The organism is Rhodoferax sp., from assembly GCF_023700745.1.
Lineage (GTDB): Bacteria > Pseudomonadota > Gammaproteobacteria > Burkholderiales > Burkholderiaceae_C > Rhodoferax.
Map to the genome: position 1 here is coordinate 28229 of NZ_JAMPYG010000021.1, position 15939 is coordinate 44167.

16 protein-coding genes and 1 pseudogene are annotated in these 15939 nt (G+C 60.3%); 11 read left to right on the forward strand and 6 right to left on the reverse strand.

All coding sequences use genetic code 11. The annotated features are described in order from the left end of the window. Position 1: 1 nt before the first annotated feature. Positions 2-820 (forward strand): DUF4143 domain-containing protein, encoded by an 819-nt coding sequence (locus tag NDJ10_RS13785; RefSeq protein ID WP_296163274.1) that lies wholly within the window; start codon positions 2-4, stop codon positions 818-820. 47 nt (positions 821-867) lie between these two features. Here the strand turns inward: NDJ10_RS13785 and purT are convergent, their stop codons facing one another. Continuing rightward, a complete protein-coding gene (gene purT, locus NDJ10_RS13790) occupies positions 868-2094 on the reverse strand; it encodes a formate-dependent phosphoribosylglycinamide formyltransferase (protein ID WP_296163276.1) in 1227 nt (408 codons plus the stop codon). A gap of 152 nt (positions 2095-2246) precedes the next feature. Between purT and NDJ10_RS13795 the strand changes: the two genes are divergently transcribed. From NDJ10_RS13795 to NDJ10_RS13805, 3 genes are read left to right on the forward strand one after another with little or no spacing between them, the layout of a single operon-like run. After that, entirely contained in the window at positions 2247-3170 is a 924-nt protein-coding gene (locus NDJ10_RS13795; protein ID WP_296163278.1) for an ATP-binding cassette domain-containing protein, read from the forward strand. Then, complete coding sequence (locus NDJ10_RS13800) at positions 3167-3976, forward strand: ABC transporter permease (RefSeq protein WP_296163281.1); 810 nt, start codon at positions 3167-3169, stop codon at positions 3974-3976. Before NDJ10_RS13795 ends, NDJ10_RS13800 begins: the two co-directional genes overlap by 4 nt. Continuing rightward, complete coding sequence (locus NDJ10_RS13805) at positions 3973-4455, forward strand: hypothetical protein (RefSeq protein ID WP_296163284.1); 483 nt, start codon at positions 3973-3975, stop codon at positions 4453-4455. Before NDJ10_RS13800 ends, NDJ10_RS13805 begins: the two co-directional genes overlap by 4 nt. Before the next feature lie 56 nt (positions 4456-4511). Here the strand turns inward: NDJ10_RS13805 and NDJ10_RS13810 are convergent, their stop codons facing one another. From NDJ10_RS13810 to NDJ10_RS13830, 5 genes are all read right to left on the reverse strand, one after another. Then, positions 4512-5390 carry a response regulator gene (locus NDJ10_RS13810; RefSeq protein ID WP_296163285.1) on the reverse strand — a complete coding sequence of 293 codons (879 nt, stop codon included), beginning with the start codon at positions 5388-5390 and terminating at the stop codon, positions 4512-4514. 297 nt (positions 5391-5687) lie between these two features. Then, the gene (locus NDJ10_RS13815) at positions 5688-9146 is read right to left on the reverse strand and encodes a DEAD/DEAH box helicase (protein WP_296163287.1); all 3459 of its coding nucleotides are present in this window, start codon (positions 9144-9146) and stop codon (positions 5688-5690) included. A gap of 146 nt (positions 9147-9292) precedes the next feature. After that, complete coding sequence (gene lipA, locus NDJ10_RS13820) at positions 9293-10294, reverse strand: lipoyl synthase (RefSeq protein ID WP_296163289.1); 1002 nt, start codon at positions 10292-10294, stop codon at positions 9293-9295. 65 nt (positions 10295-10359) lie between these two features. Then, the gene (gene lipB, locus NDJ10_RS13825) at positions 10360-11070 is read right to left on the reverse strand and encodes a lipoyl(octanoyl) transferase LipB (RefSeq protein WP_296163291.1); all 711 of its coding nucleotides are present in this window, start codon (positions 11068-11070) and stop codon (positions 10360-10362) included. 2 nt (positions 11071-11072) lie between these two features. Further along, positions 11073-11366, reverse strand: a complete 294-nt coding sequence (locus NDJ10_RS13830) for a DUF493 family protein (RefSeq protein ID WP_296163294.1) — start codon at positions 11364-11366, stop codon at positions 11073-11075. 112 nt (positions 11367-11478) lie between these two features. Between NDJ10_RS13830 and NDJ10_RS13835 the strand changes: the two genes are divergently transcribed. From NDJ10_RS13835 to NDJ10_RS13865, 7 genes and pseudogenes are all read left to right on the forward strand, one after another. After that, positions 11479-11961: an ATP synthase subunit I gene (locus NDJ10_RS13835; protein ID WP_296163297.1), complete on the forward strand. Its 483-nt coding sequence runs from the start codon at positions 11479-11481 to the stop codon at positions 11959-11961. Positions 11962-11982: 21 nt separating this feature from the next. Further along, positions 11983-12876: a F0F1 ATP synthase subunit A gene (atpB, locus tag NDJ10_RS13840; protein WP_296163299.1), complete on the forward strand. Its 894-nt coding sequence runs from the start codon at positions 11983-11985 to the stop codon at positions 12874-12876. 49 nt (positions 12877-12925) lie between these two features. Beyond that, on the forward strand, positions 12926-13171 hold the full coding sequence (gene atpE / locus NDJ10_RS13845) for a F0F1 ATP synthase subunit C (RefSeq protein WP_011462445.1): 246 nt from the start codon (positions 12926-12928) through the stop codon (positions 13169-13171). A gap of 37 nt (positions 13172-13208) precedes the next feature. Beyond that, entirely contained in the window at positions 13209-13679 is a 471-nt protein-coding gene (locus NDJ10_RS13850; RefSeq protein ID WP_296163307.1) for a F0F1 ATP synthase subunit B, read from the forward strand. Between the two features lie 9 nt (positions 13680-13688). Next, entirely contained in the window at positions 13689-14219 is a 531-nt protein-coding gene (locus tag NDJ10_RS13855) for a F0F1 ATP synthase subunit delta (RefSeq protein WP_296163309.1), read from the forward strand. A gap of 47 nt (positions 14220-14266) precedes the next feature. Further along, the gene (atpA, locus tag NDJ10_RS13860) at positions 14267-15820 is read left to right on the forward strand and encodes a F0F1 ATP synthase subunit alpha (protein ID WP_296163311.1); all 1554 of its coding nucleotides are present in this window, start codon (positions 14267-14269) and stop codon (positions 15818-15820) included. Between the two features lie 30 nt (positions 15821-15850). After that, a pseudogene (locus tag NDJ10_RS13865) lies at positions 15851-15939 on the forward strand (F0F1 ATP synthase subunit gamma); the annotation flags it as partial.

The following is a 15939-nucleotide window of genomic DNA, read 5'->3' on the forward strand; positions in this document are numbered from 1 at the left end:
GATGCGCCAAAGCGGCGAGAGCCTGGCCGAGCGCATCAGTTATGTCGATATGACGCCGCTTCGTGTGCTGGAAGTGCCCGTCCAATCGCTGGAAGCCTTGTGGGTGCGCGGTGGCTTTCCTGACAGTTTTTTGGCCCCCGATGATCAGGGCAGCCTGGGCTGGCGCAAAGACCTGGTGCGGACCTACCTTGAGCATGATGTGCCCATGTTTGGCGCGCGTGTTCCGGCTGAAACCTTGCGCCGCTTCTGGACCATGTTGGCGCACAACCAGGGCGGTTTGATCAGCGCATCACGCCTGGCTGCGGGGCTGGAGGTCAGCAGTCAGACAGTCGGCCGGTACACCGATTTGCAGGTTGATTTGTTGCTGGTGCGCCGCTTGCAGCCGTACCACATCAATGTAGGCAAACGCCTGGTGAAATCGCCCAAGGTGTACATCCGCGACAGCGGGCTGCTGCATGCCTTGCTCAACATTGAAGACCGCAACGCATTGCTCGGGCACCCGGTGGTGGGGGCCAGCTGGGAGGGCTTTGTGATCGAAAACCTGATCAACGCTGCGCCACCCTTTACCGTGCCGGGGTTTTACCGCACCGCGGGCGGCGCGGAAATTGATTTGCTGCTGGAACTGCCAGGTGGTGAAAGGTGGGCGATCGAAGTCAAGCGCAGCCATGCGGCCAGGCCAGGCCGGGGCTTTTACGAGGCCTGCGACGATCTGAAGCCCGTCAAGCGCTTTGTTGTTCACTCTGGTCAGGATCGTTTTCCAGTGAGTGAGGGGGTGGAAGCCATTGGCGTGCTGGCGTTGGCCGAGTTGCTGTCGAAGTGACCTTATGGACAGCTTCGCCCAAGCTGTTTGCGTGCGTGTGGTTCAGGTCAGGCCACGCGCGGCTTGACCTTGGATGCCGCCAGCTTGGCGTTGACGCGCGCCTGTTCCATGTTGGCGTGTGCCGCCAGCGCCACGCCCATGCGGCGCTTGACGAAGCTCTCGGGTTTTCCAAACAGGCGGATGTCGGTGCCGGGCACGCGCAGCGCCTCATCGACACCGTCAAAGACGATGCCCGTGGCGTCGATGTCACCATAAATCACGGCGCTGGCGCCGGGGTTGCGCAAGGCGGTGTTGACCGGCAGGCCCAGGATGGCGCGGGCATGCAGCTCGAACTCGCTTTGCCATTGGGTGGTGAGCGTGACCAGACCGGTGTCGTGCGGGCGCGGCGAGACCTCGCTGAACCAGACCTGGTCACCCTTGACGAACAGTTCGACCCCGAAAATTCCCAGTCCCGAGGCCTGGCCATCCAACTCAATGCCGAGGTTGCCGGTGACGGTTTTGGCAATTTGCTGCGCTTTGGCCAGCGCCGCCGGGTGCATCGGGTGCGGCTGCCAGCTTTCCACATAGTCGCCCTGGACCTGCACGTGGCCCACGGGCTCGCAAAAATGGGTTTCAATCTGGCCGTCGGCGCCCTTGGCGCGCACCGTGAGCAGGGTGATCTCGTAGTCGAAGTCGATGAAGCCCTCCACAATCACGCGGCCATGGCTGACGCGGCCACCGGCCATGGCGTGGTCCCAGGCGGGCTGCACGTCGGCCGGACGCTCAAGTTTGCTCTGGCCTTTGCCCGATGAACTCATCACCGGCTTGACGATGCAGGGGTAGCCAATGCCGTCGTGGATGGCGGCCTGCAACTCGGCCAGCGAATCGCAAAACCGGTAGGGGCTGGTCGGCAGGCCCAGGGTTTCGGCGGCGAGGCGGCGGATGCCTTCGCGGTCCATGGTCAGGCGCGCGGCGCGGGCGGTGGGGATCACGCGCACCAGTCCGGTGGCCTCCAGCACTTCAAGCATGGGGGTGGCGATGGCTTCAATTTCGGGCACCACCAGGTCGGGTTTTTCCTCTTCGATCAGTTCCCTCAGCAAGGCCGGATCGCTCATCACCACGGTGCGCGCGTGGTGCGCCACCTGCTGGCCCGGTGCGTTGTCATAACGGTCCACGGCAATGGTTTCCACGCCCAGGCGCTGCAGCGCAATGATGACTTCCTTGCCCAGTTCGCCGCTGCCCAGCAGCATGACGCGGGTGGCGTTGGGGGACAGGGGGGTGCCGATGGTGGTCATGGGATTTACGCGTGGTCGCGTCCAGGTGGGTTGAGTAAAAGGCGTTTTTTTGATTCTATTCAAACCGTCTATCTGGCGAGATGATCGTCAAATTGCAGGTCTTCGGTCTTGATCATTGTCATAGCGCGTTCCGCTCGGCGACAATTCTGCCCATGCCTGAATCCATTCTCTCTGTTCAAAACCTGGTCAAACGCTACGGCGATGCCACGGTGGTCAGCGACCTGTCTTTTGCCATTGCACCCGGCGAATGCCTGGGCGTGATCGGCCCCAACGGCGCTGGCAAAACCACCACCATCCGCATGTGCTTAGGGCTAACGGCGCCCGATGAGGGCACGGTGACGGCTTTTGGCCGGCAAATGCCGCGCGACGCGCTGGCCATCAAGGCGCAGCTGGGGGTGGTGAGCCAGATGGACACGCTGGACCCGGACTTCAATTGCGCCGAAAACCTGCTGGTGTACGGGCGCTATTTCGGCCTGAAAGACGCGCAGATTCGGGAGCGCATCCCGTCCTTGCTGGAGTTTGCGTCGTTGACCAGCAAAGCCAATGCCAAACCTGGCGAGTTGTCGGGCGGCATGAAACGCCGCTTGAGCCTGGCGCGCGCACTGGTTAACAACCCGCGCCTGTTGTTGCTTGATGAGCCCACCACCGGCCTCGACCCGCAGGCGCGCCATCTGATGTGGGAGCGCCTGCAACTGCTGCTGCAGCAAGGCAAGTCGATTTTGCTGACCACCCACTTCATGGACGAGGCCGAGCGCCTGTGCCACCGCTTGCTGGTGGTGGACCACGGCAAAAAAATTGCCGAAGGCGCGCCGCGTGAGCTTATCAGGCAGTACCTGGAACCCGATGTGGTCGAGGTCTATGGCAGTGGCGCGCTGGCGCTGGCGGATGCACCGCTCAAGACCATGGCGGCGCGGGTCGAGGTGAGTGGCGAAACCGTGTTTTTCTACACCCAGGATGCCAAGCCGCTGCTGCAGGCGCTGGCCGCCTATCCGCAGTTGCGCACGCTGCACCGCCCGGCCAACCTGGAGGATTTGTTCCTCAAGTTGACCGGTCGCCAAATTCGGGAGGACGCATGAGCACCACCATCAATCCATCGCCTTGGCGTGCACCTGCGCTTTCCATGCGCTGGTGGCCGGTGTTCCGGCGCAATTGGCTGGTCTGGAAAAAGCTGGCCATTCCGAGCCTGGTTGGCAACATTGCCGAACCGCTGATGTGGCTGGTGGCCTTTGGTTACGGCATGGGCGCGCTGGTGGGCAGCATTTCGGTGGACGGCGTGCAGGTGCCCTACATTTTGTTTCTGGCCAGCGGCTCGATCTGCATGAGCGCCATGAATGCCGCCAGTTTTGAGGCGCTGTACTCGGCGTTTTCGCGCATGCATGTGCAAAAGACCTGGGACGGCATCATGAATGCGCCGGTCAATCTGGACGACATCGTGATGGCCGAAATGCTTTGGGCCGCTTTCAAGGCGGTCTTTACCGTGACCGCCATCCTGGGCGTGATGCTGGGCCTGGGCATCAGCTACAGCCCCAAACTGCTGGTGGCCTGGCCGGTGCTGCTGGGCGTGGGCATCACCTTCAGTTGCGTGGCGCTGATCTTCAACGCACTGGCCAAGGGCTATGACTTTTTCACCTATTACTTCACGCTGTTTTTGACGCCGATGATGTTCCTGAGCGGCATCTTCTTTCCGCTGGAACAGTTGCCCGCCGTGGTGCGAGAGATTTCACATTGGCTGCCCCTGACCAATGCGGTGGCGCTGGTGCGCCCGCTGTTCATGGACCAGTGGCCTGCCGACTGGCTGCGCCCGCTGCTGGTGCTGTCGCTGTATGCTGTCGGTGGTTTTTGGGTCGCTCTGGCGCTCACGCGCAAGCGTTTTCGGGCATGACCGAATTTGCTGAAAAAATCCAGGAACCGCGCTTGTGGCGAGGTGACGGCTGGACCGCCCGGGTCATCAAAAACGAAGACGACGACGGTTGGGCCGTGGCCATGTTCAAGGGCGCCGAAGCTGAACCGGCGCTGGTCGGCCCCTGGACCATGGGGCGCGACAAGAAGAACCCCAAACCGCTGGACGGCAACGCCTTCAGCACGCTGGTTAAAACCGCCCGTGAGTTCGTCCGCCGCAGCGAGCAGCAATTACACGCAGCCCTGCACCAGAGCATTACCGTCAGCGCCGGAGCGACCCGGGTTACCGTGTGTCTGGACATCGTGCCCGATGAAGACAACCCCTACGCCATGCTGAGCGCCAAAGACGAGGGCGATGAACTGCTGGCCGAAGTGCGCGTGGCGGCTTCGTTCAAGCTCAAGCGCAACAGCGCGGTGGCGTGGGTTGAGGCTGGTTTTGCCCGACCTGCGCAAAACCCATAAAAAAGCGCCCTCGTTTGACGGAGGGCGCTGTGAAGGACCCTGGCGGGTCCGAGTGCTTATTCAGCGGTTCGGTTGGTGGCAAGCAGCGCTTGGGCGCCCATTCCGAGCAACATGGCAATTCCAACGAGTGGCATGATCACCGCATAAGCCAGGCCGATGAAGGGGGCCGCGACCAGCTTGCCTGCGGGGGCCAGGGTAGTCAGTAGCTTGCGCCCTTTCGGGTTGGCCATCATGGCCTTGCCTGCCGACCAGGCCAGCATCGAGAAGCCAACCAAAGGAAGCGACACGGCATAAACCAAGCCGATGAACGGGGCCGCAAAGAACAGCGCCACATTCTTCAGGTAGGTGGGGGCATGTTTTGCAGCCTGCGATTGCACCAGGGCCTTGCCGCCAAACCAGGCCAGCATGGCCAAGCCGAACAGGGGCAGCAACACCGCATAAGCCAGACCGATGAACGGTGCTGCCAAGGCCAGTGCCAGGCGCTTGAAGCCATGTTGCTCTTCAATAGCTACAACTGGCTGTGCTGCACTGGAACCGGGTTCTGGTGTTTCAACGATTGACAGCCCCGGGGCTGACATCGCCTTGGCGGCACTGGCCTCGATCATCTCGGGCGACAAGGGCTTGCGCATGAAATCCGAGACGCCTGCCGCCTTGGCGCGCGATTCGTTTTCGCTCGTGCCAAAGCCGGTGATGATGACCACCGGTGTCCAGGGGCGGCTGGACTTGACCCGTTCAGCCAGTTCAACACCATCCATACCGGGCATCTTGATGTCGGTGAAGACGACATCAAACTCCTGCTCACGAATCTGTTTCAGGGCTTCGTGGGCATTCTGGGCAGTCGTGACAACATAACCTTTGCTCGACAAAACACGGTTGAAGCTTTTGCCGACTACAGCGTCATCATCGACGACCAGGACTTTACGCAGTGCACTCATGATATTTCTCCTTTAAGTTCAATTGGGTTCAGACTGCTTAGCTTTAAGCATAGGTCGTGCCAACTTGAAAATATTGAAAAAAATCCTTGTTTATCAATGAGTTGCGTAAATTTCCAGGCGGTTCTTGAAATCTGAAGCGTGCTCAAAAAGTCGGAAAGTACATTGGTTTTATACAGATGGGCGGCTGTTTCTGCCATAAAACCAGGAAACTCTTTTGAAATCAATAGGTTATGGGAAAAATAGATTAGTATATTTTTTTTGTACAAGTCATGGCTTGTCTGACGACCGTGAGGGGGTTCACGTCGACAGTGGCTTGAGCAGTTCCGCCAGATCGGCCTCGGAAAACAGCGGCTGCTTGCGCCCGACCGCGCCGCTGTACATGTTCTCGGCTAGGGCGGCCTTGCGTTCCTGCAGCGCCAGAATGCGTTCTTCGATGGTACCTTGCGCCACCAGCTTCACCACCCACACACTGTTGGCCTGGCCGATGCGGTGGGCGCGGCCTGTGGCCTGGGCCTCAACCGCCGGGTTCCACCAGGGGTCGTAGTGGATCACGGTGTCGGCCTGCGGCAGGTTCAGCCCCGTGCCACCCGCCTTCAGGCTGATCAGGAACAGCGGCACCGCGCCGCTGGTGAACTGGTCGATGAGTTCGTCGCGTTTCTGGCTTTGGCCGGTGAGCTTGGCCCACTTGATGCCGCGCTTTTGCAGCTCGGCCTCGATCAGGGTCAGCATGCTGGTGAATTGGGAAAACAGCAGGATGCGCCGCCCTTCGCTCAGCATTTCGGGCAGCATTTCCATGAGCTGCTCCAGCTTGGCAGAGGTCTTGACCTTTTTGGCCGCGTCGAGCTTGAGCAAATGCGGGTCGCAGCAGACCTGGCGCAGTTTCAGCAGCGCATCCAGAATGGTGATCTGCGACTTGGCCAGGCCCTTGGCGTCGAGCGCTTCGCGCACGGTCTTTTCCATGCCCAGACGGATGGTCTCGTAAAGATCCGCCTGCTTGCCCAAGAGTTCGACGCGCATCACGGTTTCCACCTTGGGCGGCAGTTCATGGGCCACCAGCGCCTTGGTACGGCGCAGCATGAACGGCGTGACGCGAGCACGCAGTCGCTGCAGCGCCTCGGGGTCGCCCTGCTTTTCGATGGGATGGCGAAACAGTTCGGCAAAGTGTTTCTGGCTGCCCAGGAAACCGGGCATCAAAAAGTGGAACAGGCTCCAGATCTCACCCAGGTGGTTTTCCATCGGCGTGCCCGACAGGCACAGGCGGTGCCTGCTTTTGAGCTCGCTCGCCACCTGGGCGGCGTTGGTGCTGGCGTTCTTGATGTTTTGCGCCTCGTCCAGCACCACCAGGTGCCAGTGGGCGCCCAACCAGTGCTTGCGGTCACGGTGCAGCAATGAATAGGGGGCGATGACGATGTCGTGATCGGCCATGCTGTCGATGACCTCGTGGCGGTCCTTGCCGTGAATGACCAGGCTGCGCAGCCCGGGACAAAAACGCTCGGCTTCGCGCTGCCAGTTGCCCATCAGGCTCACCGGCGCAATGATCAGCGCCGGCTGGGTCAGGCGGCCGGCGTCTTTTTCGATCTGGATGTGCACCAGCGTTTGCAGCGTTTTGCCCAGGCCCATGTCGTCGGCCAGAATGCCGGCCAGGCCGTATTCGCGCAAAAACTGCAGCCAGTTCACCCCCTGCTGCTGGTAGGGGCGCAGTGAGGCGTTGACGCTCTGCGGCGGCAGCACTTCGGGCAATTCAGCACGGCCGCTGAGGCGCTGCACCATTTCGCGCAGGTGGTGCGCGCCCTGCCAGACCGCGCCTTCGCCTAAAGCGGCGGTGGTGCGCATGGCATCCAGGCGCGAGAGTTTCAGGCTCTCGCCCGCAAAGTCATGGTCGCGATCGCCCACCAGCTCCAGCAAGGCGCCCAACCAGGGTTTCAGGTGGTCGGTGGGCAGGCGGATGAAGCCGCCCGCGGGCGCGGGCAGGTAAACGAAGGGCGGAAGTGCGGGCAGGCCGGTGGCTGCATCGCGCGGGCTGCGCGCTGCGACCTGGAGCAGTTCAGGCAAAAAAGGCAGGATGTTGTGGCGTTCGCCGTTGATCTCCATGCCCAGTGACAAATCGAACCAAGGCGAGCTGGCTTCATCTTCCCCCTGTGCTTGCAGGCGCACGTCCAGTGCCTCGCCGTGCTGGATCCAGCCGTTAAGCGCCGCGTCCAGTGTCACCTCAAAGCCGGCCTCGCGCAGCGGTGCGTAGCCGGAATCGGCCCAATGCAGCCAGGTTTGCTGGGACGCCTGGCCGGTAATGCCAAACACGCCAGGGCCCGTGGCCTTGAGGCCCAGTTGCAGCAAGCTGGTGATCGCTTCCAGCTCGGCCGGCGGGTCGCGCTGCAGCAGCTTGCGCCCGCCCGCGTCGTCAAGCATCACCGTGGCACCCTGGCCCACCCACCAGCCGCGGTGGCCGGCGTAGTCAAAGCGCAGCGTGGCCTGCACCAGACCCAATTCGGCTAGCTCGGCTGGTGCCACGGGGGCCAGGTGCAGACAGGCTTGGGGGGTGATGCCGGTCAGGGTTTCCAGCGGCTCCAGCATGGGTGGCAAGGGCACCGGCCCGAGCCGCTCGGCCAGCGCTACCTGGTGCTTTTTCAGCGCCGAGGCCTTCAACGGTGGGCTTTTCATCAGCACGGCCAGCTGGCCCATGCGCATGTTCTTGACTTCGGCCAGGCCGCAGACACCGCGTTGGCTGTCCAGGTAGAGCGGCGGCTTATTCAGGCACAGCTGGGCCGTGGCGGGGTCGAGTCTGGCGCGCAAGGCCCAGGCGCTGTCGCTGGCTTGGCTGGCGTCGACTTCATGCCAGTGCCAGTGCACTTGCAGCGCTGGCCCCCACTGCACGGCACCGGCCGGTTGCCCTTGCTTGTCACCCATGAACAGGCGCCCGGTGCTGGCGGCCAATTCAAGTGCCTGGACGCCGTATTTCCCGTCCAGCGTCACGCGTGCGGTGAAGCCGTAGTTGTAAAAGTAGCTGCTGTTCGCACCCGGCATGGTGCGCATCAGCTGCAGCACGTCGTGGTCGGTCTCGGTGGCAGCGTCGTACACCGGCTGGCCGCTGCTGGGCAGGGTCTTGACGGGCTTGGCCCTGGCCCAGCCGCCATGGAGCTTTGGGTAGGACACCACCGCTTCCAGTGTCAGCAGCGGCATGGGGCCTTGCGGCGACATCACCCTCAGCAGATACAGAAACTGCTCGTGGCGTTCGCTGTGTTCACCACGCCCGGCGGTCAGGGGGGCTTTGGTGCCGCCACGCTCCAGCTCGTCGAGCCAGTGGATCACCTGGTTTTCGGCCTCAAGTTGGGCGGCAGCCTGGCGTCTCGCCAGGTCGGCCTGGCGCTGGGCCGCCAGTTCTTGTTCTGTTTGCGGCTTGAAGCTCGGCGTGAAGGTGCTGTTGCCCAGAATTTGCTGGCCTTTGTAGGCGGCCTTGATCATCAGCGCCACGCCGTGCTTGCACTGTTCGCCCACCGGGCAGGTGCAGTCACTGTCCCACGCCAGCACCTGGCCGTAGGGGCCGAGCTTGACTTCGATGGAGACTTGGTACGGCAGATGTGCGCTGCCCTGAACCTCGCCCAGCAGCAGCCACTCTTCAGCCAGGGGTTCGATCGACAGACAGAGTACCCGCTGGTGGCGGTAGAGCTCCATGCCACGCGCGTAGGTGGCGGTGTCGCAACGCTGCGCCAGCGAGGCCAGGTCCAGCCAGAGGCTGGAGGTGTGCCAGTGACTTTGCATGGGAGAGGGCTCGGCGTCGGAATGTCAGAGCGTGAACGGCAAAGTCATCGCGGCGAGGGCGCCGCTCCCACAGGGCGCCGCCGCCGGTATCTTGTGGAGGCCCGCCCCCGGGCCGATGGCTGCGCCGAGAGGTTCATGTCGGGTGTTCAGGCAGCCGTATGGCCCATGGCGTGGCCCGCCTGAACGTCCGCGTGGTAGCTGCTGCGCACCATGGCGCCGACGGCGGCATGGCTGAAGCCCATTTCATAAGCCTTGGCCTCGAACATCTTGAACACGTCGGGGTGCACATAGCGCTTGACCGTGAGGTGGGAGGCCGATGGTGCCAGATACTGGCCAATGGTGAGCATGTTGATGCCGTGGGCGCGCATGTCGCGCATGACCTCCAGAATCTCGTCGTCGGTTTCGCCCAGACCCACCATCAGGCCGCTTTTGGTCGGCACGTCGGGAAACAGCGCCTTGAACTTCTTCAGCAGGTTGAGGCTGAACTGGTAGTCGGAGCCGGGGCGGGCTTCCTTGTACAGGCGTGGAATGGTTTCCAGGTTGTGGTTCATCACGTCCGGCGGTGCGGCCTTGAGGATGTCGAGCGCGCGGTCATCGCGGCCGCGAAAGTCGGGCACCAGCACCTCGATTTGCGTCTGTGGCGACTTGTCGCGGATGTTCTGGATACAGGCCACAAAATGCCCGGCACCACCGTCGCGCAGGTCGTCGCGGTCGACGCTGGTGATCACCACGTATTTCAGCTTGAGCTGGGCAATGGTGTTGGCCAGGTTGACCGGCTCATTGACATCGAGCGGGTCGGGCCGGCCGTGGCCGACGTCGCAAAACGGGCAGCGCCGGGTGCATTTGTCGCCCATGATCATGAAGGTGGCCGTGCCCTTGCCAAAACATTCGCCAATGTTGGGGCAACTGGCTTCCTCGCACACAGTGACCAGCTTGTTGCTGCGCAGGACGTCCTTGATTTCATAAAAACGGGTGGTGGGTGAGCCCGCCTTGACGCGAATCCATTCGGGTTTGCGCAAAATTTCGCCCTGCACCACCTTCACCGGGATACGCGACAGCTTGGCCGCTGATTTTTGCTTGGCGCTTGCGTCGTAGTTTTCGGCGCTTTGGGGTTCGCGCACCGTGATGGTTTCTTTGGGTGTGTTCATGTCTTTGTAGGAGTCGCGCCCTCGCGACGAAGGTGCTTGGTTTTCAACGGATCTGGCTCGGCGCTTCAAGGAGCCAAATAACTTGTCAATTTCTGGCTGAATACCTCAGCCACTTCCTGCCAGCTCGCAAAAGCACCCATTGTAGAAAGGTCGACCGTTTGCAGCCCGGCGTAGCCGCAGGGGTTGATACGCGAGTAGGGTTCCAGGTCCATGGCGACGTTGAGCGCCACGCCGTGGTAAGTGCAGTTGCGGCTGACCTTGATGCCCAACGCGGCGATCTTGCCGAGGCCGGAGAAATTGGGGCCAGAGCCGTTCCGCTGCGCGGCCGGATCCGACCCCAATTTAACGGGCCGCTGCGGCAGCAGCGCATGACCGGCCGGGTCGTCCAGCCGGACGTAAATACCTGGCGCGCCGGCGACCCGGTGACCCGTCACGCCGAAGTGCAGCAGCGTTCGGATCACGGCTTCCTCGATGCGGTAAACGTACTCTTTGACAAAGTAGCCCGCACGCTTCAGGTCCAGCAGCGGGTAGGCCACCACCTGCCCCGGGCCGTGGTAGGTCACCTGGCCCCCCCGGTTGGTGGCCACCACGGGAATATCGCCAGGGTTGAAGATGTGTTCCTTTTTGCCAGCCAGGCCCTGGGTGTAAACCGGCGCGTGCTCGCAAATCCATATGGTGTCGGGCGTGCTTTCGGTCCGCTCGGCGGTGAATTTCTGCATCGCGGCGTAGGTCGGCTCGTAGTCCACGCGGGCCAAAAAATCCACCTTGATCGGCATGACTACAGCACCACCTTGACCATCGGATGGGTGGACAGCGTGCGGTAAATCTCGTCAAGCTGTTCGCGGCTGGTGGCGTTGACCGTGATGGTGACGCCCAGGTATTTGCCGCCCTTGCTTTCGCGCAACTCAATCGTGGCAGCATCAAACTGGGGGTCAAACTGCCGGGCGATGTGGGTGATGGCGTGCACCAGGCCATCGACTTTGGCGCCCATGACCTTGATCGGAAAAAGTGAGGGATAGGTAATCAGCGACTCAGGTTGTGGCGAATCAGGAGAGGGGGGCAGATGGCTCATGAGACAATTATCGTTCTGGCTTGTGAAATTTTGCTCGTGTTTCTAAGTAAAATGACGGACTTTGCTACAAGTGTCGGCGTAACCTGCTTGTAATTATTTGAGGAAACAATCCTTGCTTAAGTCTTGGGAGCCGATCGAAGATGATGCCGAAGAAGAAGACTTCAAGAGGCTGAGTGCAGAAGAAGCCAAGGCGCTGCAGCAAGCCATGCCCAAGGTGTCGCCCTGGCGGGTGCTTGGTGCTCAGGTTCTGGTTGGTGTGCTGGTGTCCTTGTTGGCCTGGCTGGTCACTGGCTTGATTGTTGCGGCTTGGTCGGCGGCTTATGGTGCGCTGGCTGTGGTGGTTCCCGCGCTTGTTTTTTTGCGTGGTCTGAAGCGTCAGCAAGGTGTGCAAAATGCGAGCGCCGCGCTGGGTGGATTTTTTGTTTGGGAAATGGTTAAGGTGGTCTTGACGGTGGCAATGTTGTTTGCTGCGCCAAGGCTGATTCTGGAATTGAACTGGCTGGCCTTGTTGGCTGGTTTTGTGGTGACGATGAAGGTGTACTGGGTGGCCATGTGGTTGCATTCGGGGCGCAAAAAATCGGTTGCAAAGCTTTAATGATTGATTAATTGGTGACATATGGCTGCTGCTGAAAACACTGGAACACATGGTCCGAATGCTGGGGAGTACATCCAGCACCATTTGCAGCATTTGCAGATGGACTTTTCATTTCAGGGTGCGAAACAGACCGGTTTGGTTGACTTCAGTCTGTTCAATCTTGACTCCCTGTTTTATTCCGTCATCTTGGGTGTGCTGGCCTGTTTTTTATTGTGGCGCGCGGCCTCCAGGGCTACTTCGGGCGTGCCCGGGCGCTTCCAGGCGGCGGTTGAAATTCTGGCTGAACTGGTGGACAAACAGGCCAGGGGTGTGATTCACAATGCCAATAGCCGCAAGCTCGTGTCGCCCCTGGCTCTGACGGTGTTTGTCTGGATTTTCCTGATGAATGCCATGGACATGCTTCCGGTCGATGCCCTGCCGGCCATTTGGCACAGTGCGGGTCCGGCCATGGGGTACAAGGATTACATGCGTGTGGTGCCCACGGCTGATTTGTCCACGACGCTGGGCATGTCCTGCAGTGTGCTCCTGGTTTGCCTGTTTTACAACATCAAGATCAAGGGTCTGGGTGGTTGGACGCATGAACTGGTGGCGGCACCCTTTGGTGACAAGGTTTACCTTTATCCTGTCAACTTCCTGATGCAGTTGATTGAGTTTGCCGCCAAGACCGTGTCGCACGGCATGCGGTTGTTCGGCAACATGTTTGCCGGTGAGTTGATTTTCATGTTGATCGCCCTGATGGGTGGCGCGTGGGCCTGGCAATTCAATCCTGCTCAGGGAATGTTTTGGCTGGGTGTCGGGCAAGTGATTGCTGGAACTGCCTGGAGCATTTTCCACATTCTGGTGATTACGCTGCAAGCCTTCATCTTCATGATGTTGACGCTGATTTACGTGGGGCAGGCCCACGATTCACACTGATCGTTTTTTCTTTTTCTTTTTTTCTTTTCCGTACTTTTTAGGAGCAATCATGGAAAACATTCTCGGCCTCGTGGCACTGGCTTGCGGCATCATCGTTGGTTTGGGCGCTTTGGGTGCCTCGATCGGCATCGCGCTCATGGGTGGCAAGTTTCTCGAATCTTCGGCACGCCAGCCTGAGCTCATGAATGAACTGCAAACCAAGATGTTCATCTTGGCTGGTCTGATTGACGCCGCCTTCCTGATCGGTGTGGCCATTGCCCTGCTGTTTGCATTTGCCAAGCCTTTCGCTATCTAATTTTGGCCAATCCTTCACGCTTGAAAGGGAGTAAGTTGTGAATATCAACGCATCCCTGTTCCTGCAGGCGGTTGTTTTTGCGATTCTGGTGTGGTTCACAATGAAATATGTGTGGCCGCCCATAGCAAAAGCACTGGACGAGCGGGCACAGAAAATAGCCGATGGTCTCGCTGCCGCCGACAAGGCCAAGTCCGAGCTTTCTTCCGCCAATCAGCGTGTTGAAGCCGAACTGGTCGCCTCGCGCAACGAAACGGCCGCACGATTGGCTGATGCCGAGCGTCGTGCCACACTCATCATTGAAGAGGCCAAAGCCAAAGCTGCAGACGAAGGCAACAAGATTGTTGCTAACGCCAAAGCCGAAGCCGAGCAGCAGGCTGTCAAGGCGCGTGAATCCCTGCGTGAGCAGGTCGCGGCTCTGGCTGTCAAGGGCGCCGAGCAGATTCTCCGCAAGGAAGTCAATGCGGGCGTGCATGCGGACCTCTTGTCTCGTCTGAAGACTGAGCTTTAAGAGAACGACATGGCTGAACTTGCCACTATTGCCCGTCCCTACGCTGAAGCCCTGTTCAAAGCCAGTGCAGCCGACTCCAAAGCCGTGTTGACATGGCTGGACGAGCTGGCCTCCGTGGCGCAGCAAGCCCAGTTGCAGCAGTTTGCTGACAGCCCCAAGGCCACCCACGCGCAGGTGTATGAGGTCATTACGGGGGTCTTGAAGTCTGTGCTGGACAGCCGTGCGCAAAACTTCATCCGCACCGTGATTGCCAACGACCGCCTGGCCTTCGTGCCGGAAATTGCTGCGCAGTTTCGGGCACTGGTGAATGCCCAGAGCGGCTCCAGCGACGCAGTGATCTACAGCGCCTTCCCGATTGAGGGTGCCGCGCTGGCCGAAGTGTCGCAAATGCTTGAAAAGCGTTTTGCACGTCAGCTCAATGTGTCTGTTGAGTTGCAGCCTGAGCTCATTGGCGGCATCAGGGTGGTCGTGGGTGACGAAGTTCTTGACACCTCTGTCAAGGCGCGTCTGGAACAAATGAAAATGGCTTTGACGGTTTGAGGCTTTGCCTTAACTGTTGGCCTCACTAATGAAAGAAGGAAAGAGTCATGCAACTCAATCCCGCAGAAATTTCTGAACTGATCAAAAGCCGCATTGAAGGCTTGTCTGCCACGGCAGACATCCGCAACCAGGGCACAGTTGTTTCCGTCACCGACGGTATTTGCCGCATCCACGGCCTCTCCGACGTGATGCAGGGCGAAATGCTTGAATTCCCGGCCGACGCCGAAGGCCAGCCCAGTTACGGCCTGGCGCTGAACCTTGAGCGCGACTCGGTTGGCGCCGTGATTTTGGGCTCATATGAGCACATTTCCGAAGGCGACACGGTCAAGTGCACCGGCCGTATTCTGGAAGTGCCGGTCGGCCCCGAGCTCAAGGGCCGCGTGGTCAACGCCCTGGGCCAGCCCATTGACGGCAAAGGCCCGATCAACGCCAAGATGACCGACGTGATCGAAAAAGTCGCACCCGGCGTGATTGCCCGCGAATCGGTCAGCCAGCCCATGCAGACCGGTCTCAAGTCCATTGACTCCATGGTTCCCGTGGGTCGTGGTCAGCGCGAGTTGATCATTGGTGACCGCCAGACCGGTAAAACGGCTGTGGCCATCGACGCCATCATCAACCAGAAGGGTCAGAACATGACCTGCGTTTACGTTGCGATTGGCCAAAAGGCTTCCAGCGTGAAAAACGTGGTGCGTTCACTGGAGCAAGCTGGCGCCATGGAGTACACCATTGTGGTGGCCGCCACGGCCTCCGAGTCTGCCGCCATGCAGTACGTGGCAGCCTACTCGGGTTGCTCCATGGGTGAATACTTCCGCGACCGCGGTGAAGACGCGCTGATCGTTTATGACGACCTCTCCAAGCAGGCCGTGGCTTATCGCCAGGTGTCCCTGTTGTTGCGTCGTCCGCCAGGCCGCGAAGCCTACCCCGGCGACGTGTTCTACCTCCACAGCCGTCTGCTGGAGCGTGCTGCTCGTGTCAACGCCAAGTATGTCGAAGACTTCACCAAGGGTGCAGTCACAGGCAAGACCGGTTCCCTGACGGCGCTGCCGATCATTGAAACCCAGGCTGGCGACGTGTCTGCGTTTGTGCCGACCAACGTGATTTCCATCACCGACGGCCAGATCTTCCTGGAAACCAGCCTGTTCAACGCCGGTATCCGTCCCGCCATCAACGCCGGTATCTCGGTGTCCCGCGTCGGTGGTGCAGCGCAAACCAAGCTCATCAAGAACCTGTCCGGCGGTATCCGTACCGACCTCGCCCAGTACCGTGAGCTGGCTGCCTTTGCGCAGTTCGCATCCGACCTGGACGAAGCCACCCGCAAGCAGCTCGACCGCGGTGCCCGCGTGACCGAACTGCTCAAGCAGGCCCAATACAGCCCGCTGCCGATCTCGCTGATGGGTGCCACGCTGTTTGCCGTCAACAAAGGTTACCTTGATGACGTCGCCGTCAACAAGGTGCTGGCTTTCGAGCACGGCCTGCATGGCTACCTCAAGGACAAAAACGCCGCCTTGCTGGCCAAGCTGGAAGCGGCACGCGCCATGGACAAGGACGCTGAAGCAGAGTTGAACACCGCTATTGCCGACTTCAAAAAGTCGTTTGCTTGAGGTCACCTCGTAACAGACAAGGAGACTGATATGGCAACTGGCAAGGAAATACGCGGCAAGATCAAAAACTTCGAAAGCACGAAGAAGATCACCAAAGCCATGGAGATGATTTCCGTCTC